The organism is Vibrio sp. A1-b2, from assembly GCF_021726015.1.
Lineage (GTDB): Bacteria > Pseudomonadota > Gammaproteobacteria > Enterobacterales > Vibrionaceae > Vibrio > Vibrio diazotrophicus.
In genome coordinates, this window is the sequence record NZ_JAKKCI010000001.1 from 612,560 (window position 1) to 636,276 (window position 23,717).

At 44.8% G+C, this 23,717-nt stretch carries 25 protein-coding genes; 9 read left to right on the forward strand and 16 right to left on the reverse strand.

Annotated features, from left to right (window positions below; translation table 11 throughout):
- The first annotated feature begins 277 nt into the window (after positions 1 to 277).
- The 6 genes from ugpC to L3V23_RS02725 all read left to right on the forward strand — a co-directional run bounded on the left by ugpC (position 278) and on the right by L3V23_RS02725 (position 6,741).
- Positions 278 to 1,378: a sn-glycerol-3-phosphate ABC transporter ATP-binding protein UgpC gene (ugpC, locus tag L3V23_RS02700; RefSeq protein WP_102966668.1), complete on the forward strand. Its 1,101-nt coding sequence runs from the start codon at positions 278 to 280 to the stop codon at positions 1,376 to 1,378.
- On the forward strand, positions 1,375 to 2,250 hold the full coding sequence (locus tag L3V23_RS02705; RefSeq protein ID WP_219725641.1) for a sugar ABC transporter permease: 876 nt from the start codon (positions 1,375 to 1,377) through the stop codon (positions 2,248 to 2,250). Before ugpC ends, L3V23_RS02705 begins: the two co-directional genes overlap by 4 nt.
- A gap of 5 nt (positions 2,251 to 2,255) precedes the next feature.
- Positions 2,256 to 3,158 (forward strand): carbohydrate ABC transporter permease, encoded by a 903-nt coding sequence (locus tag L3V23_RS02710; protein ID WP_217995507.1) that lies wholly within the window; start codon positions 2,256 to 2,258, stop codon positions 3,156 to 3,158.
- 138 nt (positions 3,159 to 3,296) lie between these two features.
- Positions 3,297 to 4,610, forward strand: a complete 1,314-nt coding sequence (locus L3V23_RS02715; protein ID WP_102966667.1) for an extracellular solute-binding protein — start codon at positions 3,297 to 3,299, stop codon at positions 4,608 to 4,610.
- A 103-nt stretch (positions 4,611 to 4,713) separates the two neighbouring features.
- Complete coding sequence (locus L3V23_RS02720) at positions 4,714 to 5,712, forward strand: LacI family DNA-binding transcriptional regulator (protein WP_219725479.1); 999 nt, start codon at positions 4,714 to 4,716, stop codon at positions 5,710 to 5,712.
- Positions 5,713 to 5,778: 66 nt separating this feature from the next.
- Positions 5,779 to 6,741 carry a family 43 glycosylhydrolase gene (locus L3V23_RS02725; protein ID WP_102966666.1) on the forward strand — a complete coding sequence of 321 codons (963 nt, stop codon included), beginning with the start codon at positions 5,779 to 5,781 and terminating at the stop codon, positions 6,739 to 6,741.
- Between the two features lie 104 nt (positions 6,742 to 6,845).
- Here L3V23_RS02725 and L3V23_RS02730 read toward each other — a convergent pair whose 3' ends face one another.
- The 3 genes from L3V23_RS02730 to fabB all read right to left on the reverse strand — a co-directional run bounded on the left by L3V23_RS02730 (position 6,846) and on the right by fabB (position 10,496).
- Positions 6,846 to 7,859, reverse strand: a complete 1,014-nt coding sequence (locus L3V23_RS02730) for an aspartate-semialdehyde dehydrogenase (RefSeq protein ID WP_102963109.1) — start codon at positions 7,857 to 7,859, stop codon at positions 6,846 to 6,848.
- Complete coding sequence (locus tag L3V23_RS02735; protein ID WP_102966665.1) at positions 7,843 to 8,988, reverse strand: 4-phosphoerythronate dehydrogenase; 1,146 nt, start codon at positions 8,986 to 8,988, stop codon at positions 7,843 to 7,845. The genes L3V23_RS02730 and L3V23_RS02735 overlap by 17 nt, the downstream gene beginning before the upstream one ends.
- Before the next feature lie 296 nt (positions 8,989 to 9,284).
- Positions 9,285 to 10,496 carry a beta-ketoacyl-ACP synthase I gene (gene fabB / locus L3V23_RS02740; RefSeq protein ID WP_042483964.1) on the reverse strand — a complete coding sequence of 404 codons (1,212 nt, stop codon included), beginning with the start codon at positions 10,494 to 10,496 and terminating at the stop codon, positions 9,285 to 9,287.
- Between the two features lie 126 nt (positions 10,497 to 10,622).
- Here fabB and mnmC point away from each other — a divergent pair, with 126 nt between their 5' ends.
- A complete protein-coding gene (gene mnmC, locus L3V23_RS02745) occupies positions 10,623 to 12,641 on the forward strand; it encodes a bifunctional tRNA (5-methylaminomethyl-2-thiouridine)(34)-methyltransferase MnmD/FAD-dependent 5-carboxymethylaminomethyl-2-thiouridine(34) oxidoreductase MnmC (protein ID WP_102966664.1) in 2,019 nt (672 codons plus the stop codon).
- A gap of 65 nt (positions 12,642 to 12,706) precedes the next feature.
- Here the strand turns inward: mnmC and L3V23_RS02750 are convergent, their stop codons facing one another.
- The 3 genes from L3V23_RS02750 to L3V23_RS02760 form a co-directional block, all read right to left on the reverse strand.
- Positions 12,707 to 13,234: an NADPH-dependent FMN reductase gene (locus L3V23_RS02750; protein ID WP_042483968.1), complete on the reverse strand. Its 528-nt coding sequence runs from the start codon at positions 13,232 to 13,234 to the stop codon at positions 12,707 to 12,709.
- Positions 13,235 to 13,444: 210 nt separating this feature from the next.
- Positions 13,445 to 13,708, reverse strand: a complete 264-nt coding sequence (locus L3V23_RS02755; protein WP_042483970.1) for a YfcL family protein — start codon at positions 13,706 to 13,708, stop codon at positions 13,445 to 13,447.
- A gap of 47 nt (positions 13,709 to 13,755) precedes the next feature.
- Positions 13,756 to 14,286, reverse strand: coding sequence for an elongation factor P hydroxylase (locus tag L3V23_RS02760; protein WP_042483972.1), 531 nt, complete (start codon positions 14,284 to 14,286; stop codon positions 13,756 to 13,758).
- A 236-nt stretch (positions 14,287 to 14,522) separates the two neighbouring features.
- On the opposite strand from L3V23_RS02760, the gene L3V23_RS02765 reads away from it, so the two are divergent.
- Entirely contained in the window at positions 14,523 to 15,146 is a 624-nt protein-coding gene (locus L3V23_RS02765; protein ID WP_102966663.1) for a trimeric intracellular cation channel family protein, read from the forward strand.
- A 94-nt stretch (positions 15,147 to 15,240) separates the two neighbouring features.
- On the opposite strand, the gene aroC is transcribed toward L3V23_RS02765, so the two are convergent.
- A complete protein-coding gene (gene aroC, locus L3V23_RS02770; RefSeq protein ID WP_102966662.1) occupies positions 15,241 to 16,326 on the reverse strand; it encodes a chorismate synthase in 1,086 nt (361 codons plus the stop codon).
- A 192-nt stretch (positions 16,327 to 16,518) separates the two neighbouring features.
- A complete protein-coding gene (gene prmB, locus L3V23_RS02775; RefSeq protein ID WP_042483980.1) occupies positions 16,519 to 17,451 on the reverse strand; it encodes a 50S ribosomal protein L3 N(5)-glutamine methyltransferase in 933 nt (310 codons plus the stop codon).
- Positions 17,452 to 17,514: 63 nt separating this feature from the next.
- Here prmB and smrB point away from each other — a divergent pair, with 63 nt between their 5' ends.
- On the forward strand, positions 17,515 to 18,069 hold the full coding sequence (gene smrB, locus L3V23_RS02780) for an endonuclease SmrB (RefSeq protein ID WP_042483983.1): 555 nt from the start codon (positions 17,515 to 17,517) through the stop codon (positions 18,067 to 18,069).
- 136 nt (positions 18,070 to 18,205) lie between these two features.
- On the opposite strand, the gene flhB is transcribed toward smrB, so the two are convergent.
- From flhB to fliL, 8 genes are read right to left on the reverse strand one after another with little or no spacing between them, the layout of a single operon-like run.
- Positions 18,206 to 19,336 (reverse strand): flagellar biosynthesis protein FlhB, encoded by a 1,131-nt coding sequence (gene flhB / locus L3V23_RS02785; RefSeq protein ID WP_102966661.1) that lies wholly within the window; start codon positions 19,334 to 19,336, stop codon positions 18,206 to 18,208.
- Positions 19,337 to 19,351: 15 nt separating this feature from the next.
- Positions 19,352 to 20,134 (reverse strand): flagellar biosynthetic protein FliR, encoded by a 783-nt coding sequence (gene fliR, locus L3V23_RS02790; RefSeq protein WP_042483988.1) that lies wholly within the window; start codon positions 20,132 to 20,134, stop codon positions 19,352 to 19,354.
- Positions 20,135 to 20,142: 8 nt separating this feature from the next.
- On the reverse strand, positions 20,143 to 20,412 hold the full coding sequence (gene fliQ, locus L3V23_RS02795) for a flagellar biosynthesis protein FliQ (RefSeq protein WP_042483989.1): 270 nt from the start codon (positions 20,410 to 20,412) through the stop codon (positions 20,143 to 20,145).
- Between the two features lie 12 nt (positions 20,413 to 20,424).
- Positions 20,425 to 21,324, reverse strand: a complete 900-nt coding sequence (gene fliP, locus L3V23_RS02800; protein WP_102966660.1) for a flagellar type III secretion system pore protein FliP — start codon at positions 21,322 to 21,324, stop codon at positions 20,425 to 20,427.
- Positions 21,302 to 21,691 carry a flagellar biosynthetic protein FliO gene (fliO, locus tag L3V23_RS02805; RefSeq protein ID WP_102952718.1) on the reverse strand — a complete coding sequence of 130 codons (390 nt, stop codon included), beginning with the start codon at positions 21,689 to 21,691 and terminating at the stop codon, positions 21,302 to 21,304. Before fliO ends, fliP begins: the two co-directional genes overlap by 23 nt.
- A gap of 4 nt (positions 21,692 to 21,695) precedes the next feature.
- Positions 21,696 to 22,106, reverse strand: coding sequence for a flagellar motor switch protein FliN (gene fliN, locus L3V23_RS02810; RefSeq protein WP_042483998.1), 411 nt, complete (start codon positions 22,104 to 22,106; stop codon positions 21,696 to 21,698).
- A 17-nt stretch (positions 22,107 to 22,123) separates the two neighbouring features.
- Positions 22,124 to 23,185, reverse strand: a complete 1,062-nt coding sequence (gene fliM, locus L3V23_RS02815) for a flagellar motor switch protein FliM (protein ID WP_042484000.1) — start codon at positions 23,183 to 23,185, stop codon at positions 22,124 to 22,126.
- Between the two features lie 7 nt (positions 23,186 to 23,192).
- Positions 23,193 to 23,687 carry a flagellar basal body-associated protein FliL gene (fliL, locus tag L3V23_RS02820; protein WP_042484003.1) on the reverse strand — a complete coding sequence of 165 codons (495 nt, stop codon included), beginning with the start codon at positions 23,685 to 23,687 and terminating at the stop codon, positions 23,193 to 23,195.
- Positions 23,688 to 23,717: the final 30 nt, after the last annotated feature.

A 23,717-nucleotide genomic window follows, 5' to 3' on the forward strand; every position in this document is an offset into this window, starting at 1 on the left:
CCCTTTCAGGCAACAACTTGATCCAGATTTAGAGCGCCAATCATCTAACTCAACATTTATTTAACTTTGATCCAACTCACACGTCTAAATAACCAGCACTTTCATATCATCCACATTAAGTGTGATCCAACAATTATTTCCCACACCCATGACTGGTCATTTTGTGATCTCTTATTGCTTTTATAATACTCACCGCCATTAACTAATAATATTAGCTATATTATTAACTCAAACAAAAAAACAACACCCTACAAGTATAAATTCAAAGGACGAACCAATGGCAGCATCGATTGAGATTAAAAATCTAACCAAAGCATATAATGGTTCAATGGTTTTAAATGACATCAGTTTCCATATAAAAGAACGGGAATTTATTGTCTTTCTTGGTCCATCCGGCTGTGGTAAATCGACCCTTTTAAGAATGATTGCGGGACTAGAAAACCTTAGTGACGGCGAAATTTGGATGGACGGAAAACGTCTGGATACGTTGGCTCCAGGTCATCGTAACATTTCAATGGTTTTCCAAAACTATGCTCTCTATCCACACATGAGTGTGGAAGAAAACATGACTTTCGGTCTCAAAAACATCGGTACTGAAAAGTCTGTTATTAAGCAACGCTTATCTGAAGCTGCGCGCATTTTGGAAATTGAACATCTGCTAAATCGCAAACCTGCTGAGCTTTCTGGTGGTCAGCGTCAACGTGTTGCCATCGGCCGTGCTATCGTTCGTGAACCAAGTGCATTCTTGTTTGATGAGCCGCTATCTAACCTTGACGCTGCGCTTCGTAGTCGTACCCGCATCGAACTGGCTCAACTTCATCAACGCGTAAACACCACTATGATTTACGTGACTCACGACCAAGTGGAAGCGATGACCCTCGCTGATCGTATCGTCATTCTGAATAACAAAGGCATTGAACAAATCGGTACCCCTATCGAAATTTACCAGCGCCCAGCAAGCAAATTCGTCGCTGGCTTTGTAGGTTCTCCAGCAATGAACTTCTTTGATGTCGATAAAGTAGAAGAGCTAAATGGAAAAGCCGTTATCCATATTGATCAGTTCGCTGCTATTCACTCAACCATCAATACTCACCGCTTACCTTTAGGTCAGCGATTTGAAATGGGCATTCGCGCCGAAGATATCGTCATTACTGAAAATGACGAGCCAGCGCATGCGACAGGTAAGATAACGTTCATAGAGCGATTGGGCGACCGCACTCTGGTTTACGTTTCATTAGAAAGTGGAAAAATGCTGATTGCAGAAGCAAGCAGTAAGCGTCATCTCCAAACAAAGCAGCATGTTGGCTTAAATATCGATTTCGATTCCGTTCATCTGTTTGATGAAAGCGAAAAAGCCTACCACGGAGGTGAGCTATGAGAGCAATGCAATCTTCCACCAAGGAGCGTTGGGGTAACTTCCTCTTTATCACGCCTTATTTGCTCGTGTTTATTTTTATGATTGCACTACCGCTTTTTTGGGGAATTTACCTAAGTTTTCAGAAAGTTGACCTGTTTGGCCCGGGGAAATTTGTCGGTTGGAGCAATTATGTCCGACTATTTGACAACAAGATATTCATCCAGACCATCTGGAACACTTGTTACTTTGTTTTACTTACCGTACCAGCCCTCGTTGTCCTTGGCTTAGGTTTGGCGATGGCGCTGAACCAGCAAACCAGAACCGCGAATATTCTGCGTGGGGTATTTTTTGCGTCAACTATTCTATCCGTGACAGTGGTAACACTGATTTGGCGCATCATTTTTATTCCAAATGACGGCTTTATGTCGATGGTATTCAATTGGCTCAATTTGGAAGCTATCCCATTCTTATCGAGCCCAGACTGGGCATTGAAATCTATTGCTATCGCGACCATCTGGTGGTGTTTGGGCTTGCCAATGATTCTGTTTACCGCCGCACTTCAGCAAATACCTAAAGACTTGTATGAGGCAGCGCAACTGGATAACGCCAGCAAATGGACCACATTCCGAAAAATCACTCTGCCATCGATTACCCGCACCATTATCTTGGTAACGATTATCGAAATCGTCATGCAGTTCCAGTTATTTGGTCAAGCGTTGCTTATGACTAACGGCGGACCAAACAACACATCAAGATCCATCGTTATGTTCATTTACGATGCTGGTTTCCGTCGCTGGGATATTGGTATGGCTGCTGCGGCTTCGCAAGTCCTATTCCTGATCATCCTCGTGGCTGCAATCGCTCAATTTATGATTAGCCGTAAAAAAGGATAACTTTGATGAGTGCAACAAAAATGAATCTATCTTCAGATATTGCCGACTCATCTGCGGCAAAAAAACAGATAACCTATCAACCGAACTCTCAAAAAACCAACCGTGCCATTCTAGTGCTCACGCTCGTATTGTCACTGATTATGGTCGCGCCGTTTCTTTGGATGCTTGGTCTAAGTTTGAAAGACAACCAAGAGTTGATGTTAGGCACGGATGCGGTTTTCCATTTCCCATACACATTACAAAACTACCTAGACATATTTCGCAGTTCGTCAGTGTTTCACTGGCTAATGAACAGCTTGATTGTATCCGGCTGCATGACACTGGGTGTGCTGACGTTGTCTTCTTTAGCGGGTTATGCTTTCGCTCGACTCGAATTTCCAATGAAGAAAACACTGTTTGTGATTGTGCTTATGGGCCTAGCCGTGCCTGAGCAAGCGGTTATTATCGCTCGTCATCAGTTGTTTAGTGAATTCCAGCTTCACAACACCTATTTAGGCTTAATTTTACCCGGCTTATCTGCGCCTTTTGGGGTGTTCTTGATGACGCAATTTTTCAAAGCGATACCAAAAGAAATCGATGAAGCTGCAATCATGGATAACGCCTCAAAGTTTAAGATTTTCTGGAAGGTGTTATTACCACTCACTATTCCAGCGCAAGCAACATTAGCCATTCTGACGTTCTTAACCTCATGGAACGATTACTTCTGGCCGTTGATCTCCGCCACAGACAAATCGATGTACACCATCACGATAGGTATTGCATCGTCGCAAACCAACTTTGCACAAACGGAAGGTTTAGGCTTCTTAAGTTCACAAGCGATATTCTCGGCGATACCCATCATCCTTGTTTACATTTTTTTCCAAAAACACATCGTGACTGCCGTAGCTGGCGGTGCAGTGAAACAGTAGAACTTTCCTGAACAAATAAAACCATCAACATCAGGAAATGACAGATTTGAATAAGCTTTACCGTTACATAAACCGCCTACTCAAGTAAGCCGTATGAATAGGTAAACTTTAAACAATAAAATAATAAGGCTTTTAGATATGAAACCCTACATCTCTACATTGTCACTAGCCATTGGCTGTATGCTGTCTGCCGGCAATGCTATCGCAAAAACGGAATTAAACATTCAACGTGTTTTTGGTGCCTGCGAAGCAGAATACGCAAAATCGGTGGATGTCAGTGCGGCAAATGGCGAATGTGGAATCATGACCACTTTGCTTAACAAGTTCGATGCTGAAAACCCAGATATCGACGTACGAGTAACAACCGTTGAATGGCCGGGATATGATCAGCTAACCGCACAAATGGCTTCTCGTACTCCACCTGATGTTGTGACTATGCATAACTCTGTAATTTCTGACTATCAGTCGCGTAACTTAATTGTACCTATTGACGACTTTTTGAAAATGGAGAATGTCGATAAATCAATATTTACGCCAACAGCGACGGATGGCGTAACCCGTGAAGACCAATTTTATGGTCTACCAATCGACACATGGACCATGCTGTACCACGTAAACATGAAGTTGATGAAACAAGCCAATCTGGTTGATAGTGAAGGAAAACCCATTATTCCTAACTCTCCTGAAGAGCTATTAGCTCAAGCAAGACAGTTTAAACAAGCTACAGGCAAACCTTATTTCATTCAGATCTTGTCTAATGAAACAGCCTCTTATACGCGTCTTCTATACACTTACCTATTCCAACAAAACAGTGATTTCTTTGCTAACCCAGAAAAAATATCGCTACAAACACCTGAAGCAAAAAACATCGTAAATCTATTTAAAACGATCTACGAAGAAGACTTAACAACCAAAAATATGGATTACCCTGCAACCGTTTCTGCATTTAGTAATGGTCAAGGCGGTATATTGTTGAATGGTAACTGGTTGTTAAGTGCATACGACGAACAAGCAGCGCAGACAGACAGTCCTTTTTACAACGCTTATGAAGCCGTGCCTTACCCATTTTTATACAAAGGAGCAAAAGCTCACTACGTAGATGGGCATTCATGGGTTGTACCAAGCAAACGTCGCGATGACGAAAAAGACGCTGCGATAGCCAAACTGTTTAAATTCTTCGCTGAAAATGACGGTCAGTGGGCACGAACAGGACATCTACCAAGCGTATCGAGTGTGCTAAAAGATGAGAAATTCTTGTCACTCCCTCACCGCTCAAACATTCTGTCCGTCACGCAGACAGGTCGTGGACTCCCAGCCGGCGTGCAACGTCAATGGGCGCTGCAAGACATTATTGGTGAAGAATTAGCGGCAGCAATTATGGGTTCAAAAGACGTGGATGAAGCACTTGCAGATGCCGAAAGTCGCATCAATGACGTTTTAAGTAATTTGTAATTGCCAACGTCATAACCATGCATCTTTGAAGTTGAGGGACTTTTTCATCAATGGAAATACCTCAACTCCAAAGAACACAAGTATTACTAGAAGAAGTAGAGCTATGCGAAAGAAAAAAAAGGTCACCATGTTAGATATCGCCACCGCAGTGGGCGTATCACAACCGACGGTTTCCGTTATTTTGAACGGTTCAGACAACGTAAAAGTCTCTGAAGAAACCCGAGAAAAAGTGCTCAGTAAAGCAAGAGAGCTGAACTATAAGTTCAAATCCAATGTATTACACACTCAATCTCACCGTCGCATAGCGCTATTAATCAACAGCATGAACATGCACGATCCGTTTATTAACGCGATCACTGCCGCTAAAGTTCGCGCTTGGGAACTGGATACCATTCTTACGGTGTTCGACTATGAAGACAATGATGAGCTCAAAAACAGCATGTTGTCCTTAATCAACAATAGCGGTTATGACGCTCTGATTGTTGCTTCAAACACACCAGCTCAAATTGAATCAACCATCAATAGTCAGTTACCAATGCTGTTTCTAAACTGCACGAATCCCCTTTATGTTCAAGACGTGCCGAGTGTTTTGACTTCGGATTTTCTGGGTGGCTATCGCGCTGCCGAGTACCTCGTCAACAAAGGATACAAAGATATCGCCATGATTACGGGTGAAAGCTGGTCAGATTCCTCTATCCAACGTTTACGAGGTTTCCGTCAAGCGCTGACCAACGTTGATATTTTGGTAAATGACAACTGGATAAAAGCCGGTAACTGGTCAGTTAAACAAAGTTACCTAGAAACGGAAAACTTACTTTCACAAGCTAACCGACCTCGCGCCATATTTTGTGCCAGTGATTTAATGGCGATTGGTGTGTATCAGGCACTTGCACATCACAACCTTCGCATTCCTGAGGATGTCGCGGTTATTGGATACGATAACCAGCTCTTGGCGAGTGAACTCACCCCTTCTCTCACCTCTGTTGATTTGCCTTATGACGAAATGGGACGAGTTGCGGTAGAGACACTGCTTTCATCAACACCACCAGAAGTCATGATGATGAAAATTGAGGGTGATTTAATTCCCCGAGAGTCGGCATAAGCATTAATAAGATTACTGGGGCTGCCCCCACGTTGTATTGCCATGATTTCATGGCTAGGAGCCATAATGATTATTAAAAACCCACTGGTTGAGCAAAGAGCCGACCCGTTCGTCTATCTGCACAGCGACGGTTATTACTACTTCACTGCGTCGGTACCAGAATATAACCGGCTGGAGCTTCGCCGAGCTGAACACATTCATCAATTGGCTACAACGACGGAAATCGTTGATGTGTGGCATAAACCAGATACTGGCGCTTACTCTGATCTGATATGGGCACCTGAAATCCACTACATTGACGGTACATGGGCGATTTACTTTGCTGCCGCACCCAATCGTGAAATCGTTAATAATGCGTTTCAACATCGTATGTATGCCATCACCACACAAAGTGACAATCCTTTAGCGGGTGAATGGAGCGAACCAATCCAGGTTGATAGCGGCCTTTCCACTTTCTGTTTAGATGCGACTTGCTACAAACACAATGACCAGTGGTACTACATTTGGGCTCAAAAAGACGCAGTGATTCCGGGCAACTCTTGTCTGTATATCGCTACGATGGATTCACCGACCACACTTTCAAGTGCTCCAGTACTGCTGACTAAACCAGAATTTGATTGGGAAATTCGCGGTTTCTTAGTTAACGAAGGCCCAGCGATTTTACACCGCCATGGAAAAATTCATCTCACTTATTCCGCAAGTGCAACCGATGAACGTTACTGCATGGGTGTGCTTTCGATTGATGAAAATGCGGATTTGATGAACGCCTCAAACTGGACGAAATCTCCAAACCCAATATTTGAAACGGCAGAGGAAAAAAACATCTTTGGACCGGGTCATAACAGTTTCACCACCAGTAAAGACGGCAGCAAAGATTACATGATTTACCATGCTCGTAATTACAAAGGTATTGAAGGTGATCCGCTGTGGGATCCAAACCGCCACGCATGCGTGCAGCCAATTGAGTGGTCTGAAGATGGTTTGCCTATTTGGGGCACACCACAGAAAGAAATGGAATGGGTTGAATAACCCTACTAACCAATAAATAAAAGGGAGTCGTTGTAAAACGACTCCCTTTTTACATCAGTTAGCTGATAAGTTTGTGTTCAATACAGACTTGTCAAAAAGCCAATTTAGAAGTAATCGCGAACCAATACTTCTGCAATTTGCACTGCGTTGGTTGCTGCGCCTTTACGTACGTTATCAGCAACAACCCATAGGTTGATACCACTGTGGTGACTGATGTCGTTACGGATACGACCGACCAACACGTCATCAATACCACCAGCGTCACGAACTTGAGTCGGGAAATCATTCCCTTCAAATACACGAACACCTTCAGTTTGTTTCAAAAGCTCAATCACTTGGCTTGCATCAATCGGTGAACTGGTTTCAATATGAACCGCTTCTGCATGGCCGTAGAACACTGGCACACGAACACAAGTCGGGTTAACCATGATTGATGGATCGTTGAAGATTTTTTGGGTTTCCCACACCATCTTCATCTCTTCTTTGGTGTAACCGTTATCCATAAACATATCGATTTGCGGAATACAGTTAAACGCGATTTGTTGGCTGAATGCATTGCTATCAGCAGGTACACCATTCAGAAGTTTTGCCGTTTGACCTGCAAGCTCATCAATACCCGCTTTACCTGCGCCCGAAACCGACTGATAGGTAGAAACGTTGATACGCTCGATACCGACAGCATCATAAATCGGTTTTAATGCCACCAGCATCTGAATGGTTGAACAGTTCGGGTTAGCAATGATGTTGCGGTTGCGGAACTCAGCAATCGCTTCAGGGTTAACCTCAGGCACAACCAGCGGCACATCGTAGTCGTAACGGAATTGTGAGGTATTATCGATAACCACCACACCCGCTTCAGCAGCAATGGGTGCCCATTTTGCAGATAGGTCACCACCTGCCGAGAACAGCGCAATATGTGCTTGGGACCAATCGAAGTTTTCTACGTTCTGAACCTCAATCGTTTTACCGTTAAAACGGTAAGTTTTTCCTTCGCTACGCTCACTCGCCAACAAGAACAGTTCACCAACTGGAAACTTACGCTCCTTGAGAACTTCTAACATTGTTTCACCGACTGCGCCTGTTGCGCCGAAGATTGCTACATTAAATTGCTGGCTCATTGGTTACCTCAATTCTAAAACCTAATTTCTCTAGCGGTGCTAAGTTGGACAGCTCATCACCAACAAGCGTGATCGCGCTGTATTCGCGTCTGTCCCAATAATTCTTACGCATTAAGTCAAACGCACCCGGTTGACCGATTTCACGACGAAACTGCGCATCGTCTTTTCTTACATCGTAGACGAGTTGAATCAAATTAAATAATGTTGCTTCATCCCAAGCGCGCTCCAGTATGACTTTAGGAATAGGTGCGATTGGCAATAAAGTTGAAGGGTTAGCAAAAGCGCTTGATTCAATGTACTCACAATAACTATTAAAAATCATTGTTGTTCCGCGCGCTTTACCTTCTAAGCCATAGCCCGCTACGTGTGGCGTAGCAAACGCTAGCAGTGGTAACAGTTCCATATCCACTTGTGGTTCAAACTCAAACACGTCTAGAGCTGCAATAAAGCCGTCTTGCTTTTGCAAACGAGCTTTCAGCGCTGCGTTATCGACGATTGGACCACGAGCAGCGTTAATCAGAATTTGATCGCCTCTCAGGCTCTCAAGTACTTGTTCGTTAATCAGATGATGGGTCGGCCATTCACCGTCAGTGGTGATTGGTGTATGCAGCGTGATGACATCTGCTTTACTTAATAACTCATCAAGCGGCGTAAACTCGCGAGAGTCTCCTTCTGCCTGCTTCGGTGGATCGTTCAGCAGAACGTTAATACCCATCCCAGTTAAACATTCAGAGAGGTAAGTACCCACTTGCCCTGCACCAATAATACCAACTGTCTTTTCAAAAATTGAAAAGCCATGTTGCTGCGACAAGACCATCAAGACACTCACTACGTATTCAGCAACGCCAACCTTGTTACAACCCGGCGCAGCGGTAAAGAAAATACCACGTTGCTCAAGTAACGCTTGATCGACATGGTCCATACCAGCTGTTGCCGTACCGACAAATCGTAGTTTATTAGCTTTACTCAATAACGCTTCATCAACTTTAGTTACTGAGCGAATCATCAGCGCATCTACATCGACTAAATCGTCGGCAGTTAGAGTACGACCGGGTTTAAGGATCACTTCGCCCAATTGGCTGAATAGCTCTTCAGCGTAAGGCATATTTTCATCGATTAAGATTTTCATTGCAGAATTTAACCCTGATTTTAACCATAGGGGGCCTGTTTCCCTTCTATAGCAGGCATTGTGCAAAAAAGAGCGGAAGGTGTCGAGGATAATAGGCTTAAGCCCCAAAAATAAAAATACCCAGTGGCAATAATAGCCACTGGGCAATATCCAGAACAAAAGGATCTCGTCCCGCTCTCCATGGGACAAAGTCAGCGTCTGTTTGATCAGTCAAACTGATCGGTTCTGGAAACCAAAATACCAATCTAAGTAAGTCGTTACTCCAATTGGTATTACCTTACGGTATCCTTGGTCTCTTAAGCTTCGTACTTCTTGATTACTAGAGTGGCGTTAGTGCCACCGAATCCAAAGCTGTTTGACATAACTGTTGTTAGCTCTTGCTCACGCATTTCACTTACAATATCCAGACCAGCAGCTGCTTCGTCTAGGTTATCGATGTTAATGCTCGGCGCGATGAAGCCGTGGTGTAGCATTAGAGTTGAGTAAATCGCTTCGTGTACACCCGCTGCACCTAGAGCATGACCTGTCATTGCTTTCGTTGCAGAAATTGCTGGGCTGTTGCCGCCGAACACTTCTTGGATAGCACCAAGTTCTTTCACGTCACCAACAGGTGTTGATGTACCGTGAGTGTTCACGTAATCCACTTTGTCGATACCTTGCATTGCCATCTTCATACAACGCACAGCACCTTCGCCTGATGGCGCAACCATGTCATAGCCGTCAGAAGTCGCACCGTAACCTACGATCTCGCCGTAGATTTTCGCGCCACGAGCAAGAGCATGCTCAAGTTCTTCGATAACAACCATACCGCCGCCACCAGAGATAACGAAACCGTCGCGGTCTGCGTCATAAGTGCGAGACGCTTTGTCTGGTGAATCATTGTATTTAGTAGATAGTGCGCCCATTGCATCGAACATCATAGTCAATGACCAATCTAGCTCTTCACCACCACCTGCAAATACGATGTCTTGTTTACCCAGTTGGATAAGTTCCATTGCGTGACCAATACAGTGTGCCGAAGTTGCACATGCAGAACTGATTGAGTAGTTCACACCACGGATTTTGAATGGCGTTGCCAAACATGCAGAAACCGTTGAAGACATTGTGCGCGGTACCATGTATGGACCAATACGCTTCACGCCTTTCTCACGTAGAGTATCAACCGCGATCACTTGGTTCAGTGATGAAGCACCACCAGAACCTGCAACGATACCTGTACGATCATTAGAAACTTGTTCAGGAGCAAGACCCGCATCAGCGATTGCTTGTTCCATTGATAGGTAAGCAAATGCCGCCGCATCACCCATAAAGCGCATCTGTTTGCGATCAATATGGTCAGCAGGGTTCATCTTCAAGTTACCCCAAACTTGTGAGCGAAGACCTTGCTCTTTAAATTGCTCAGAGCCTGTGATGCCTGATTTGCCAGCTTTAAGAGACGATAAAACTTCTTCGACGTTGTTACCGATACTTGAAACAATACCCATACCGGTGATTACGACTCGTTTCATGTGACATTCCTATTATTCAATAATTCGTTAAATGATAACGAAGATGGACTTCAAAAGTGGTCAGCTTTCCCATTAATCCGTACAATCTCGACAATATTTCGCCGAATTTGAAAGAATTTTCCTACTATGACATCCATTACTAACGCACAGCTTGGCTGGAATGATGCCGGAACGCCGGTTTCAGACCAGTTCGATGATGTTTATTTTTCAAACGTCAATGGACTGGAAGAAACTCGCTATGTGTTTCTAACACAAAATAATCTTCCTCAAAGATGGCAAGATTATGACCAAAAGCGTTTTGTCATTGCCGAAACAGGATTCGGTACTGGATTAAACTTCCTCGCAGTTTGGCATTGGTTTGAGAAGTTTAGACAGCAAAACCCCGAAGCGATACTACAATCGTTACATTTCATCAGTTTTGAGAAGTTCCCGCTAAGTAAGGTTGACTTAATTAAAGCGCATGAATCTTGGCCTGAACTGGCTGAGTACGCGCAGCAACTCCATGAATTCTATCCGATTGCCGTTCCGGAATGTCACCGTATTGTCTTAGCCGATGGTGCTATTACTCTCGATTTGTGGTTTGGTGACATTAAAGACTGTATGCCAAAAGTGCCAACTCTCAAGCAAGGCATTGTTGATGCTTGGTTTTTAGACGGCTTCGCACCAAGCAAAAACCCTGAAATGTGGAACCAAAATCTGTTCAATGGCATGGCAAAACTGGCTAAACAAGATTGTACCTGCGCAACTTTCACGGCGGCGGGTTTCGTGCGTAGAGGTTTAATCGAAGCAGGCTTTGATATGAAGAAAGTCAAAGGCTTCGGTACTAAGCGAGAAATGATTGCCGGTAAGCTTAAAGATAAAGCGGCGTACAGCAACATTAAACCTTGGTTCCATGTTGAAGCGACTGACAATCTGCATGACGTTGCGATTATTGGTGGTGGTATTGCCAGTGCTGCTCTTGCAAAAACACTCACAGCAAGAGGTATATCGGTCTCTATGTATTGCAAAGATGAAGCCCCTGCGGAAGGCGCGTCGGGCAATCGTCAGGGTGCAGTATATCCTCTGCTTAATAGCGAACACTCTGGCGTATCACGTGTGTTTGCTCCAGCCTTTTTATTTGCTCGCCAATTTATCGACCAAGCGGCAAAGACCGTTTCGTTTGACCATGACTGGTGTGGCGTGACTCAGCTAATGTGGGATGACAAATCGACCAAGAAACTGGACACCATGTTGAAAGCGGATTTCTCGCCGGAATTGGTATCCAAACATAATGTTGATCAGACCAACCAAATGGTGAGATTGCCGGTAGATGTGGAAAGTCTCTCCTACCCTATGGGCGGCTGGCTGTCTCCTGCTCAGTTAACTCAAGGCTTAATTGCTGAGCTAGAGCAACAAGGTAAGCTAAAGGTTTACTACCAGCACCATGTTGATTCGCTCGACTGGCAAGAGGAAGAAAAACAGTGGCAACTGACCTGTGGAGAGAAAAAGCTCCACCATCAAGCGGTTGTTATTGCCACTGGGCATCTGTTTGATAGCCTGACGCAAACACAATTTGTCCCTCTCGGTAAAGTAAAAGGGCAAGTAAGTCATATCCCAACCAACCACGAATTGCAGCAATTAAACACTGTGCTCTGCTATGACGGTTATATGACGCCTTGTAACCCGAACAATCAACATCACTGTATCGGTGCCAGTTACGACCGTTCACACTTAGATCAAGAGTTTGATCCACAGGCTCAAGTTGAAAACGCTCAGCGCCTCAAAAACTGCTTACCTCAGCAAGCATGGCCAAACAGTGTCGATGTGAGCGAGAACCAATCTCGCCAAGGCATTCGCTGCGTGAGTCGCGATCACCTTCCGTTTGTGGGTAACGTTGGGAACTTTGAAGCAATTACAGAACAATACTCCGAACTAAACGGGATGAGCGAGAGCGACGCTTCTGATATTGCCCAATATCCTCAGTTGTATTCATTACTTGGGTTGGGCTCGCGCGGTTTGAGTTCCGCGCCACTCATGGCTGAACTGCTCGCCTCACAAATGAGTGGTGACCCGTTGCCTCTGCCTAACGATGTGCTTGAAACCCTTCATCCAAGCAGAATGTGGGTAAGAAAGCTGCGCAAAGGGAAAGCGTTAACAGAGAAGTAAATCGGTTCTGCAAACACGAAAAAGCCTCGCAATAGCGAGGCTTCTTTATCAATGCGATTTAAAGATTAAGCAGCCAGTTTTGCTACCGCTTCTTTTAGTTGAGCCGCGATGCTTTCATCAGTTACTACACCGCTTTCCATATCGAAATTGTCGTAGAAGTTTGGTACTGAAACTGTTGCTTTTACGTTGCCACCGAAGTAGCCAGCAGAGCCTGAAGCAGCAGCTAATACTGATGATGCGCCGCCAGGACCAGGTGATGTTGCTAAGTATACCGCTGGTTTATTTTTAAATATTTCACGGTCGATACGAGTCGCCCAGTCAAACAGGTTTTTGTACGCTGCAGGGTAGTGACCGTTGTGCTCAGCAAAAGAGATAACAAATGCATCTGCCTGTGCTAAATCACGTAGGAAGCCTAACGCGCCTTCAGCCTGACCAATCTCTTTTTCAAGATCTTCGCTGAACATAGGTACGTTGTAGTTGTTGATGTCCAGCACTTGAACTTCAGCACCATCAATCAAATTTGCTGTATAAGTTGCCAATGCTTTGTTAATAGAGGTTGAACTGGTGCTTGCACCGAATGCGATAACTTTCATGACGATAATCCTGTGTGCTGTTTTGATGTGATTAGATTAATCTTTGAACACCTTACCCACAAGCCGAATTATTGTATGAGGTCATTCAAAAATTTTGAATGATGCGTTATTCGCGCCTCACCTATCGATGTTTCTCAATGAACAATCAACGCATAAAAAAATAGCAGCGTAATTGCTGCCATCTTTTGTATTTTGTTCTTCGCACTGTGACTAAGCTTGGTTCGATAACTCGTTCCATAAGTCAGACACAATAATACGGTCTGCTGGCGTCAACTCAGAGCGAGCCTCTTCCAAACTTTTTTCAATACGTACTTTTAGCTCAGCGATGTCTTCAATGCCTTCTTCTTCACACGATGCTGCGGATAGTGAAATGTGCCCACGTAAATAACCACCAGCAAACAGTTCATCATCCGATGCAGTGGCAATACGTGTATCAATCAGCTCTAAAAGTTTTTCTTCAAATTCAATAATCATGTTCTATGAATACCTAGTTTTATCAAGACTGTGCAGTTGCGTATGGGTTACTTAATCACAAACTGATCAGCCGTTAGTTCTGGTGTCTGATAAAACGACTGCAATGCCTGAGAAAGCATTTTCACTCGTTCAGGTAATCCATGTTGCAAAATACTCAAGACTTCTTGATGGACTTTCGCCATGAATGCCAGACGGTCTGGTTCAAAATCGCCGCTAAGGTTGTCACAACTTACCGTAAAAGGAAACCCTGCACTGAGCGCCAGTATCCACTCATAAGCTTGGGGACGAATTTCGACTTTCTCGAACTCTGCCTGCACTTGCTCAGAACGACCATCGGGATGATACCAGTAACCAAAATCTTCCAATAAACGACGTTCAGGGCCAGCCACACACCAGTGCGCAATTTCATGCAAAGCAGAAGCATAGAAGCCGCGAGCAAAGATAATCCGGTGATAATCCACCTTATCATCAGCAGGTAAGTAGACAGGCTCGTCACCGCCTAACTCCAGCTTAGTGTTAAACGAACTGAAGAAGGTTTGGTTAAAGATGTCGATCAAATCAGTGTATTGGTGAGACATAACAGCAAGTTCTTGGGTATGCGACGTATGAAGTTAACAACGAGCTGCATTTTCGCGGCTTTTTGCTCTGAGGTAAAGTGCAGGAATGAATGTATTAGTTTTATTTATCTGTAAAACTGATGTCAAAACGCCAAAAAGCGGTCGTATTCCGTTTAATCTGATACTACACTGCGCACCTTTCTCAGCCCCTGATTCATCACGACTCTCAACCAACAATCATTTATAGGTGTAATACTATGCTGCTCAGCGTTTTGTACATTATCGGGATTACAGCGGAAGCCATGACTGGTGCCCTCAGCGCTGGTCGCAAGAAAATGGATTGGTTTGGTGTCATGTTAGTAGCCAGCGCTACAGCCATTGGTGGCGGAACCGTACGCGATATTTTGCTGGGTCATTACCCTCTAAGCTGGGTAGAAAATCCAGAATTTCTTGTGATTACCTGCATTGCTGGCGTTTTGACAACTGGTATTTACAAATGGGTGATCAAGCTTAAAGGTCTGTTTATTCGCTTAGATGCTCTGGGTTTGATTGTATTCAGTATTATCGGCACCAAAGTGGCAATGGGCATGGGGCTGCATGAAGTAATCTGTGTGGTGTCCGCGCTGGTAACCGGTGTATTTGGAGGTTTACTGCGTGACCTGATTTGTCGCCAACAGCCTTTGGTATTGCATGACGAACTGTATGCTTCCGTTGCACTTGTCGCCTCAGTACTCTATTTAGCATTATTAAAATTTGGGGTGAATGACGTGACCAGTACCATCATTACCTTAGTAGTCGGTTACCTGCTACGCATGGCTGCGGTCCGTTTTAAATGGCGTTTACCGTCTTTTCACCTTGAAGCTGAAAACTCGATTCACTGAACTGGAATAAGAAAACCAAACCAGTTTAGCTGCGGCTCATAATGCAAAAGAAAACGCCCTCAAGTGAGGGCGTTTTTCATTCATAAATCCGAGATTAGATGTGTGGTGTCTCTGTAGTTACACCGAGGTTCTGACCACGATGACGTAACAGATGATCCATCAACACAATCGCCAGCATAGCTTCAGCGATTGGCACCGCGCGAATACCAACACATGGGTCATGACGACCTTTCGTAATCAGTTGCGTTGGCTCACCAGCGCGAGTGATTGTGTCACCCGGAACCGTAATGCTCGATGTTGGTTTAAGTGCAATGTTCGCGACAATGTCCTGCCCCGTAGAAATGCCACCTAAGATACCGCCAGCGTGGTTGCTCTTGAAACCTTCTGGAGAAAGTGGGTCACGGTGCTCACTGCCACGTTGATTGACCACATCAAAACCATCACCGATTTCTACACCTTTCACCGCGTTAATGCTCATCAACGCATGTGCGATGTCTGCATCTAAGCGATCAAATACCGGCTCACCTAAACCGACAGGCAGATTGGTTGCAACCACCTGTATTTTGGCACCGATAGAATCACCTTCTTTTTTCAGGTCACGGATCAGTTGGTCGAATGCTTCCACTTTATCGACATCTGGACAGAAGAAAGCGTTGTTTTCGATTTCATTCCAATCCACTTTATCAATCGAGATATCACCCATTTGTGATAAGTAAGCACGGATCTCAACACCAAATTCTTGCTTCAGATATTTCTTCGCAATACCACCAGCAGCAACGCGCATTGCCGTTTCACGAGCAGACGAACGGCCACCACCACGGTAATCACGAATGCCGTACTTTTGATGGTAGGTGTAGTCAGCGTGCCCTGGGCGGAATTTATCTTTGATTTCTGAATAATCTTTTGAACGCTGATCGGTATTTTCAATCAGTAATCCAATCGACGTTCCTGTGGTTTTTCCTTCAAAAACCCCAGAAAGAATTTTCACTTCATCCGGTTCACGGCGCTGAGTGGTATAACGAGATGTGCCCGGGCGGCGACGGTCTAGGTCGAGTTGTAAATCCGCCTCGCTAATCTCAAGTCCCGGAGGGCATCCGTCTACGATACATCCAAGTGCGATACCGTGACTTTCTCCGAATGTGGTTACTCGGAAATGTTGTCCGATACTGTTTCCTGCCATTACTTCCTCAAATTAGTGCGTTGAAAGTAGGAACGAACCACTTCCAACATACTGATAGCTATTCTTCGTGGATTCATAGTGGCTTTATTACGTTTTGATGTAAAGCCCTTAACCGCATCAAATTGGACAAAAATAGCCAGCCCAAAAATGAAAACGCCGACACTAAGATCGGCGCTTTGCGAGAGTTCGAAATTAATCGATATAAAGTGCGAAATCTGAGGCACATTCGAGCAGTTGCTGACGTGTAAGCATAAACACACCGTGACCGCCATTTTCAAACTCTAACCAAGTAAATGGAATGTGTGGGTACTGATCCATCATATGAATCATCGAGTTGCCCACTTCACAAATCAAGATACCGTTTTCTGATAGGTAACGTGGTGCATTGGCAAGAATACGACGAACCAGTTTCAAGCCATCGGTACCAGCAGCCAGGCCTAGAGCAGGTTCATGTTTGAACTCCGCTGGCAAGCTATCCATATCTTCCTGATCCACATACGGTGGGTTAGAAACGATAATGTCGTATTGTGATTCTGGTAAATCACGGAACAGATCCGAACGAATCGGGAACACTTGCTGTTCAAGACCATGATCTTGAATGTTTTGCTCTGCAACCGCTAAGGCATCTGTCGAAATATCAATCGCGTCCACTTCCGCTTCAGGGAATGCGTACGCACAGGCAATCGCAATACAGCCACTACCGGTACACAGATCCATAATGCGAGTTGGTTCTTCAACCAGCCAAGGTGAGAATTGCGCCTGAATCAGTTCACCAATTGGCGAACGAGGTACAAGTACACGTTCATCGACAAAGAACTCTAACCCACAGAACCACGCTTTATTGGTTAAATAAGCGGTTGGAGTGCGGTCTTTAATACGTGTAATAACACGTTCAACAATACGTAAACGCTCGCTAGATGTTAAGCGAGAGTTCAAAGCATGAGGAGGCACGTCGATCGGCAGATATAGGGTTGGCAGCACAAGTTGCACCGCTTCATCCCACGCATTATCCGTTCCATGACCATAAAATAAATTGGCTGCATTAAAACGGCTAACCGTCCAACGAATCATGTCCTGAAGGGTGTGAAGTTCCGAAACGGCTTCTTCTACAAAAATCTTATCCAAAATTGCCTCCGAAAAGCGCTACAATACTGCGAATATTGATTAGTAACTGATTAACCAATTCTAATGAGCAAAAAAGACACCGATTACAACGACAATGATTATTTAGACGCTGACGATGATTTTGCAATGTTTCGCGATGCAGTAAAGGGCGTAAAAAAGTTAACGCAGGATACCATAGTCCAACAGCCAAACAGAAATGCTAAACAAAAAGAAATCATCAAAGGTTCACGTGAAGCAAGCGACAGTAATTTTTACTTCTCTGACGAGTTTGTACCGCTACTCAGCGAAGAAGGTCCAACTCGCTACGCTCGCGATGACGTTTCTAAATATGAAGTGAAAAAACTGCGTCGTGGTGTCTACGTACCGGATGTGTTCTTAGATATGCACGGCATGACCCAACAAGAAGCCAAACGTGAACTTGGGGCTATGATCGCTTACTGCGTAAAAGAGAGTGTGCATACCGCCTGTGTGCAGCACGGTATCGGTAAACATATCCTGAAGCAAAAAGTGCCGCTGTGGTTGGCACAGCACCCTGACGTAATGGCATTCCATCAAGCGCCATTAGAGTTTGGTGGCGCTGGTGCACTGCTGGTATTGATTTCTATCCCTGAAAAGTAATCACCCAAAAAAGTAAGCACATTGAGTCTCAATGGGTAAAATGCAACAAAGATACTAGGGCAAGAATGCCCTAGTTTAAGCGTATTGGATATGTTGAGCGCTTTGTGTTGCTTTACCCATTGAGGTTTCCATCCCGCTAATAACGCATATCCGGCGGAATTGGCATCTTCTCTTCTTGCAGTATCGGACGCTGACCGCCTCTACGGCGATATTGTTTAAGCTGGAAAATGTAAGCCAGAACCTGAGCCACCGCCACGAACAAGCCGTCTGGAATTTCCTGTTCTAATTCAGTGGTATGGTATAAGGCACGCGCCAATGGCGGAGCAGGAACAATCATGATGTTGTGCTCTCGCGCCACTTCACGAATTTTCAGAGCCATATGATCAACACCTTTAGCGACCACCACCGGTGCCCTATCGGTATTTTGCTTGTATCGCAATGCAACGGAGAAGTGATCTGGGTTAGTAATGATAACGTCGGCTTGTGGGACTTCTGCCATCATACGGCGCTGAGCAGCTTCACGTTGCAGCATCCGGATACGGCCCTTAACTTCCGGTTTACCTTCTGTATCTTTGTACTCATCTTTCACTTCTTGCTTGGTCATTTTCAACTGGTTGGCGTGTTGCCAAATCTGGAAAGGTATATCAATCGCGACAACCACCAGCAATGAACAGCTAATCAGCAGGACGAAGTTAAGTAAGATATCCAACGCATGAAAGATATTCTGCGGGAACACATCCAGGCTCAGCTGAAACAGATCGTGCTTCGAGCGGTCAATTAAGGTAAACGCCACTCCGGCGACTAAAGAAACCTTTAATATCGACTTGATCAGCTCAACCCAACTTTGCAAACCAAACATTCGCTTGAAGCCACTGAACGGATTCAGTTTCGAAAACTTTGGCATTGCCGCTTCCACAGAGAAATTCACACCGCCTACGCCAGCAGCGCCAATAAAAGCAGCAATAAACAGAGTAATCAGCACCAACAAAAGCGGGAGAAGAAGATTAACGAGAGCCGATGACGCAATATCAAACAATTTGCCTAGATCGAAAATCTCCTCTCGGCTCAAACTGAACAAACGTCTCATTGAGGCAAAAAGTCCGCCTGCTAACGCATCTCCGAACCACATCAGAGACACTGCGCCAACCACTAATACCGATACAGAAGCCAGCTCCTTCGAACGCGCAACCTGACCTTTTTCTTTGGCCTGTTGCAGCCTTCTGGGCGTGGCGTCTTCGGTCCTTTCTTGACCGTCTGATTCTGCCAACTCAGCCTCCTAAAGCTAACAATCTAATCGGATAAGGCTGCAAACCTGTTGCTCGCCTTGCAACCAATAGAGTTCGTAATGAGTATAAAGACCACTGATGATAAACCAACAAAGCAGTAAGCCGACCATCAAGGCAAACGCAAAACCCAAAGAGAAAATGTTCAACTGCGGTGCAGCACGGGTCATAACACCAAATGACAAATTCACCGTCAGCAACGCGATGATGCCTGACAGCGACATACTTAACGCAACTTTAAATATAGTCCCGAACCAGAGTGCCATCTGCTGGAAATCTAAATTGTTCAGCCCCGGCTCTCCAATGGGTAAGCTTTTAAAGCTAAACGCCAGCAATTGAATCATCTTTAAATGCCCATCACTGGCAAGAAAGAACATAGTGGCTAAGAACATGAACAACTGACCAAGCAACGGTGTATTCTGACCGTTGGCAGGGTCCACCATGGAAGCAAAACCTAAGCTCGATTGCATACCAAGAATCTGGCCGAGCATAACGAAAGTTTGAATAATAAACTGCGTTACCATCCCCATGGAGACACCAATGACCAACTGCTCCAAAGTAATCATAAACCCTTGAAGAGAAAGCAGTTGAATGTTGTCCGGTACCGCTGGAATAGCGGGCATAAGCGCTAAGGTTAAGGCTAAGCCGAAATAGAGACGGATTCGTGCAGAAACAAATCGAGCACCCGTTACCGTCATTACCATCAGCATCGCGGAGATGCGCGTATATGGCCAAAAATAATTGGCGATAAAATCAAGGACGACGGTGGCTGGATACTCCATGTTTGCTCCTAGTAGAGAACTTGAGGCAAACGCTCAATCATGGAATAAAAGAAATCCATCTGCATTTGCACCATCCAGTGGGCAAACGCCATCAAAGCCAGCAGTGTGACGATCAAACGCGGCAAAAAGCTCAGCGTCTGTTCGTTGATTGACGTAGCGGCCTGAAAAATTGCGACAACCAGACCCACCAGCAGACTCGGAATGATGATGGCACACACCATAATGAGTACCATCCATAACGCGTCACGAAAGAGTTCAACAAATATTTCAGGTGTCATGCTTTTCTCCCGCTACAACGCAAAACTGCCGGCGAGTGTGGAGAGAATCAAGTTCCATCCATCAACCAACACAAACAACATAAGTTTAAATGGCAGCGATACGATCATCGGTGACAACATCATCATACCCATTGCCATCAGTACCGATGCCACAACAAGGTCGATAATCAGAAATGGTAAAAACAGCATAAAGCCAATCTGGAAAGCGGTTTTCAGCTCAGAGGTGATAAACGCTGGAATCAATACTGCCATAGAGACATCTTCTGGGTTTTGCGCATCAGAGCCCGATATGTTGACGAAGGTTTCCAAATCTTTCACACGTGTCTGCTTGAGCATAAAATCCTTCATCGGGATTTGGGCGGTATCAAACGCCTCTCTTGCGGTCATCTGTTCATTCAAATAAGGCTGTACTGCCTCTTCGTTAATCTTATTAATTACCGGAGACATGATGAAGAAGGTCAAAAATATCGCGATACCAATGATGACTTGGTTTGATGGCGTTTGCTGCAAACCCATCGCCTGACGAAGAATCGACATCACCACCACAATTCGGGTAAAGGAAGTCATCAAAATGACCATGGCAGGCAAAAAACCCAGCATGGTCATTAAGGCTAAAATTTGTAAGTTTATCGAGTAATCTTCGCTGCCATCCGGATTGGTGGTCATGGTAAAAGCGGGAATTCCCGCACCGCCACTGCTGCTACCCATAGCAATAGTACGCGAAGCACCTTGGTCTTTTTGCATCGCTGTCACAGTTACATTCTGTGCGCCAGCAGCATTAGAAGGGATAGGTGTTTCCAGCTCTTGTTGCGCATAAGCTAACGGCGTAAATACCAAAGCGCTCACCCAGACAATAAGCGCTAAGCGAGCCCATAGATTGCGCAACACATCAAACAGGTGTGTTTTTATCATTCTTTTTTAGTAGCTGAGTCAAAGTGTTAGAAAATGGTACCGACTCTAGCTCCTCCTGAGTCAATGGAGTTTCCAATTTAGAGATCAACTGAACTGACTGAGATGTAACGCCAATCAGAAATTGCTCCTCTCCCGCTTGTACTATCATCAAACGCTCTTTGGTGCCAATCGGTAACTGGCGAACAACGCTCAAGCCCTTTTGCTGACCAAATGCAGGAACTCGCATCCGTTTAAGTAACCAAGCCATACCAATGATGATGGCTATAACGAACAATAGCGACCCCAATGTAGTCGCTATATCGAACTGGTCGCTTTGGGCTGCCAGCGCAGGGCTAGCAACCAAAGATAACACTATGAATTTGCGCATAATGTTATCTCAATTTCTTAATACGTTCTGTTTGACTAATAACGTCAGTTAAACGAATACCGAACTTATCGTTGACCACAACCACTTCGCCGTGAGCAATCAGGGTGCCATTAACCATCACATCCAGAGACTCACCAGCAATTCGATCTAGTTCCACAACAGAACCTTGGTTAAGTTGCAGCAAGTTACGGATACTGATTTTAGAGCGCCCGACTTCCATTGAGATGGTCACGGGAATATCCATGATGGTATCAAGCTTACGACGCTCGTCATCCGTGATTGGTGATGTGGTGTCTTTTAACTCATCCAAAGGTGCCGCTAAAATTTCATCAACATCTATATCTGGCGCGTTTGGATCTTCGCCAAGGGCTGCTGCCCACTCATCTGCAAGCTTTTGATCATCTGACTTTGACATCTAGGCTACCTATTTCCTTAATCAATCAACTCTTCGTCGTCTTCATCTTCCTCGTCATCTAACTCGGCAATAATGTCTTTGCCAAGAAATGCGAGGTCAGTTTTGACAACATCAGGACGTCTAATTTTTTCTGAAATCTGAACTGCCATTTTTTCACCCGAGCGTCCCATTTTGACGCGGTAGGTTGGCAATTCCTCAACAAACATAACAGCGTGTTCTGGCATCTTAATTGGGATGATATCCCCGGCCTGAAGCTCCATAAGATCACGTAACGCAATATCTTGTTCTAATAAGTTCACTCGGAAGTTAACAGGCACATCCATGATCTCTTCACGAAGCGCCGAGCTCCAACGAACGTCGGTTTCCATCTTGTCTGACTGAACACCCGCATCAAGAAGTTCTCGGATAGGTTCAACCATCGAATAAGGCATAACTACGTGGAAATCGCCACCACCGCCATCCACTTCAATATGGAATGAACTGACGACAATCACTTCTGTCGGGCTGACAATGTTCGCCATACTTGGGTTTACTTCAGAATCCAAGTATTCAAATTCAACCCCCATCACCGGAGACCAAGCTTCTTTGTAATCGCCAAATACGATTTTAAGCAGTAGCTGAGTAACACGACGCTCAGTCGGCGTGAACTCACGCCCTTCGATACGCGCATGATAGCGTCCATCACCACCAAAGAAGTTTTCTACTAAGATGAAAACAAGACGAGCTTCCATGGTCACAAGCGCCGTACCTTTAAGCGGACGGAAACGAACCATGTTCAAACTGGTAGGAACGTAAAGGGTGTTTTGATATTCGCCGAACTTCATCATTTGCACGCCGTTGATCGAAACTTCGGCGGTTTTTCGCAACATGTTGAATAAACTGATCCGCATATGACGGGCAAAACGCTCATTGATAAGTTCGAGCGTTGGCATTCGACCACGAACAATACGATCTTGTGACGAGAAGTCGAACGAGATGGCACTTTCATCCGCAGTGTCGAGATTTTCTTCTACTTCGTCAACGCTATCTACCCCGTGGAGTAGCGCATCAATTTCGTCTTGGCTTAATAGATCGGTCACACTTCACCTACTGCATTACAAAATCAGTAAACAACACACGTTCAATGACTGGTTTACCAACCACTTTCGTCATTACGGCTTTAATGTCGTCGGTCGCTTTATCACGTAACTCAATACGGCCTGTTACTTCTCGCAATTGCTCAACCGTTGCAGAGGCAAATGTTGCAAGCAATGTACTTTCAATCAGAGGTGAGTGATAACGAGCAAGATTGTCGTTTTCGCTGCCTCTAACCATGAGTTGTACTTTAATCTGTACCACGCGATTACGGGTATCACTGGTTACGTTAAACACAAACGGCTGAGCAATATTTACATAAGATACTGGTTCAACCTGAGCGGAAGCTTGGCTAGCGCTCATATCGCTATCTTGGCTTGAATCGTCAGAGCCCATAAGGAAAAAGGCTGCGACACCGCCGACTAACAACACAACGACAGCAATAATGATGATCAGTAGTTTCTTTTTACCTTTCGGAGCTTCTGCTGGGAGTTCTTCAACAGCCATAACGTTCTCTATGTTGTTATTTTTTAATTA

What these genes read in the sequence shown, in the direction of transcription:
- aroC (WP_102966662.1), bottom strand. Translation starts at nt 16,326, where the DNA reads ATGGCAGGAAACAGTATCGGACAACATTTCCGAGTAACCACATTCGGA.
- L3V23_RS02710 (WP_217995507.1), top strand. Translation starts at nt 2,256, where the DNA reads ATGAGTGCAACAAAAATGAATCTATCTTCAGATATTGCCGACTCATCT.
- L3V23_RS02765 (WP_102966663.1), top strand. Translation starts at nt 14,523, where the DNA reads ATGCTGCTCAGCGTTTTGTACATTATCGGGATTACAGCGGAAGCCATG.
- fliQ (WP_042483989.1), bottom strand. Translation starts at nt 20,412, where the DNA reads ATGACACCTGAAATATTTGTTGAACTCTTTCGTGACGCGTTATGGATG.
- L3V23_RS02750 (WP_042483968.1), bottom strand. Translation starts at nt 13,234, where the DNA reads ATGAAAGTTATCGCATTCGGTGCAAGCACCAGTTCAACCTCTATTAAC.
- L3V23_RS02760 (WP_042483972.1), bottom strand. Translation starts at nt 14,286, where the DNA reads ATGTCTCACCAATACACTGATTTGATCGACATCTTTAACCAAACCTTC.
- fliL (WP_042484003.1), bottom strand. Translation starts at nt 23,687, where the DNA reads ATGGCTGTTGAAGAACTCCCAGCAGAAGCTCCGAAAGGTAAAAAGAAA.
- fabB (WP_042483964.1), bottom strand. Translation starts at nt 10,496, where the DNA reads ATGAAACGAGTCGTAATCACCGGTATGGGTATTGTTTCAAGTATCGGT.
- L3V23_RS02725 (WP_102966666.1), top strand. Translation starts at nt 5,779, where the DNA reads ATGATTATTAAAAACCCACTGGTTGAGCAAAGAGCCGACCCGTTCGTC.
- ugpC (WP_102966668.1), top strand. Translation starts at nt 278, where the DNA reads ATGGCAGCATCGATTGAGATTAAAAATCTAACCAAAGCATATAATGGT.
- fliO (WP_102952718.1), bottom strand. Translation starts at nt 21,691, where the DNA reads ATGCGCAAATTCATAGTGTTATCTTTGGTTGCTAGCCCTGCGCTGGCA.
- fliN (WP_042483998.1), bottom strand. Translation starts at nt 22,106, where the DNA reads ATGTCAAAGTCAGATGATCAAAAGCTTGCAGATGAGTGGGCAGCAGCC.
- mnmC (WP_102966664.1), top strand. Translation starts at nt 10,623, where the DNA reads ATGACATCCATTACTAACGCACAGCTTGGCTGGAATGATGCCGGAACG.
- L3V23_RS02705 (WP_219725641.1), top strand. Translation starts at nt 1,375, where the DNA reads ATGAGAGCAATGCAATCTTCCACCAAGGAGCGTTGGGGTAACTTCCTC.
- L3V23_RS02735 (WP_102966665.1), bottom strand. Translation starts at nt 8,988, where the DNA reads ATGAAAATCTTAATCGATGAAAATATGCCTTACGCTGAAGAGCTATTC.
- L3V23_RS02720 (WP_219725479.1), top strand. Translation starts at nt 4,714, where the DNA reads ATGCGAAAGAAAAAAAAGGTCACCATGTTAGATATCGCCACCGCAGTG.
- fliR (WP_042483988.1), bottom strand. Translation starts at nt 20,134, where the DNA reads ATGGAGTATCCAGCCACCGTCGTCCTTGATTTTATCGCCAATTATTTT.
- L3V23_RS02715 (WP_102966667.1), top strand. Translation starts at nt 3,297, where the DNA reads ATGAAACCCTACATCTCTACATTGTCACTAGCCATTGGCTGTATGCTG.
- smrB (WP_042483983.1), top strand. Translation starts at nt 17,515, where the DNA reads ATGAGCAAAAAAGACACCGATTACAACGACAATGATTATTTAGACGCT.
- L3V23_RS02755 (WP_042483970.1), bottom strand. Translation starts at nt 13,708, where the DNA reads ATGATTATTGAATTTGAAGAAAAACTTTTAGAGCTGATTGATACACGT.
- L3V23_RS02730 (WP_102963109.1), bottom strand. Translation starts at nt 7,859, where the DNA reads ATGAGCCAGCAATTTAATGTAGCAATCTTCGGCGCAACAGGCGCAGTC.
- fliP (WP_102966660.1), bottom strand. Translation starts at nt 21,324, where the DNA reads ATGATAAAAACACACCTGTTTGATGTGTTGCGCAATCTATGGGCTCGC.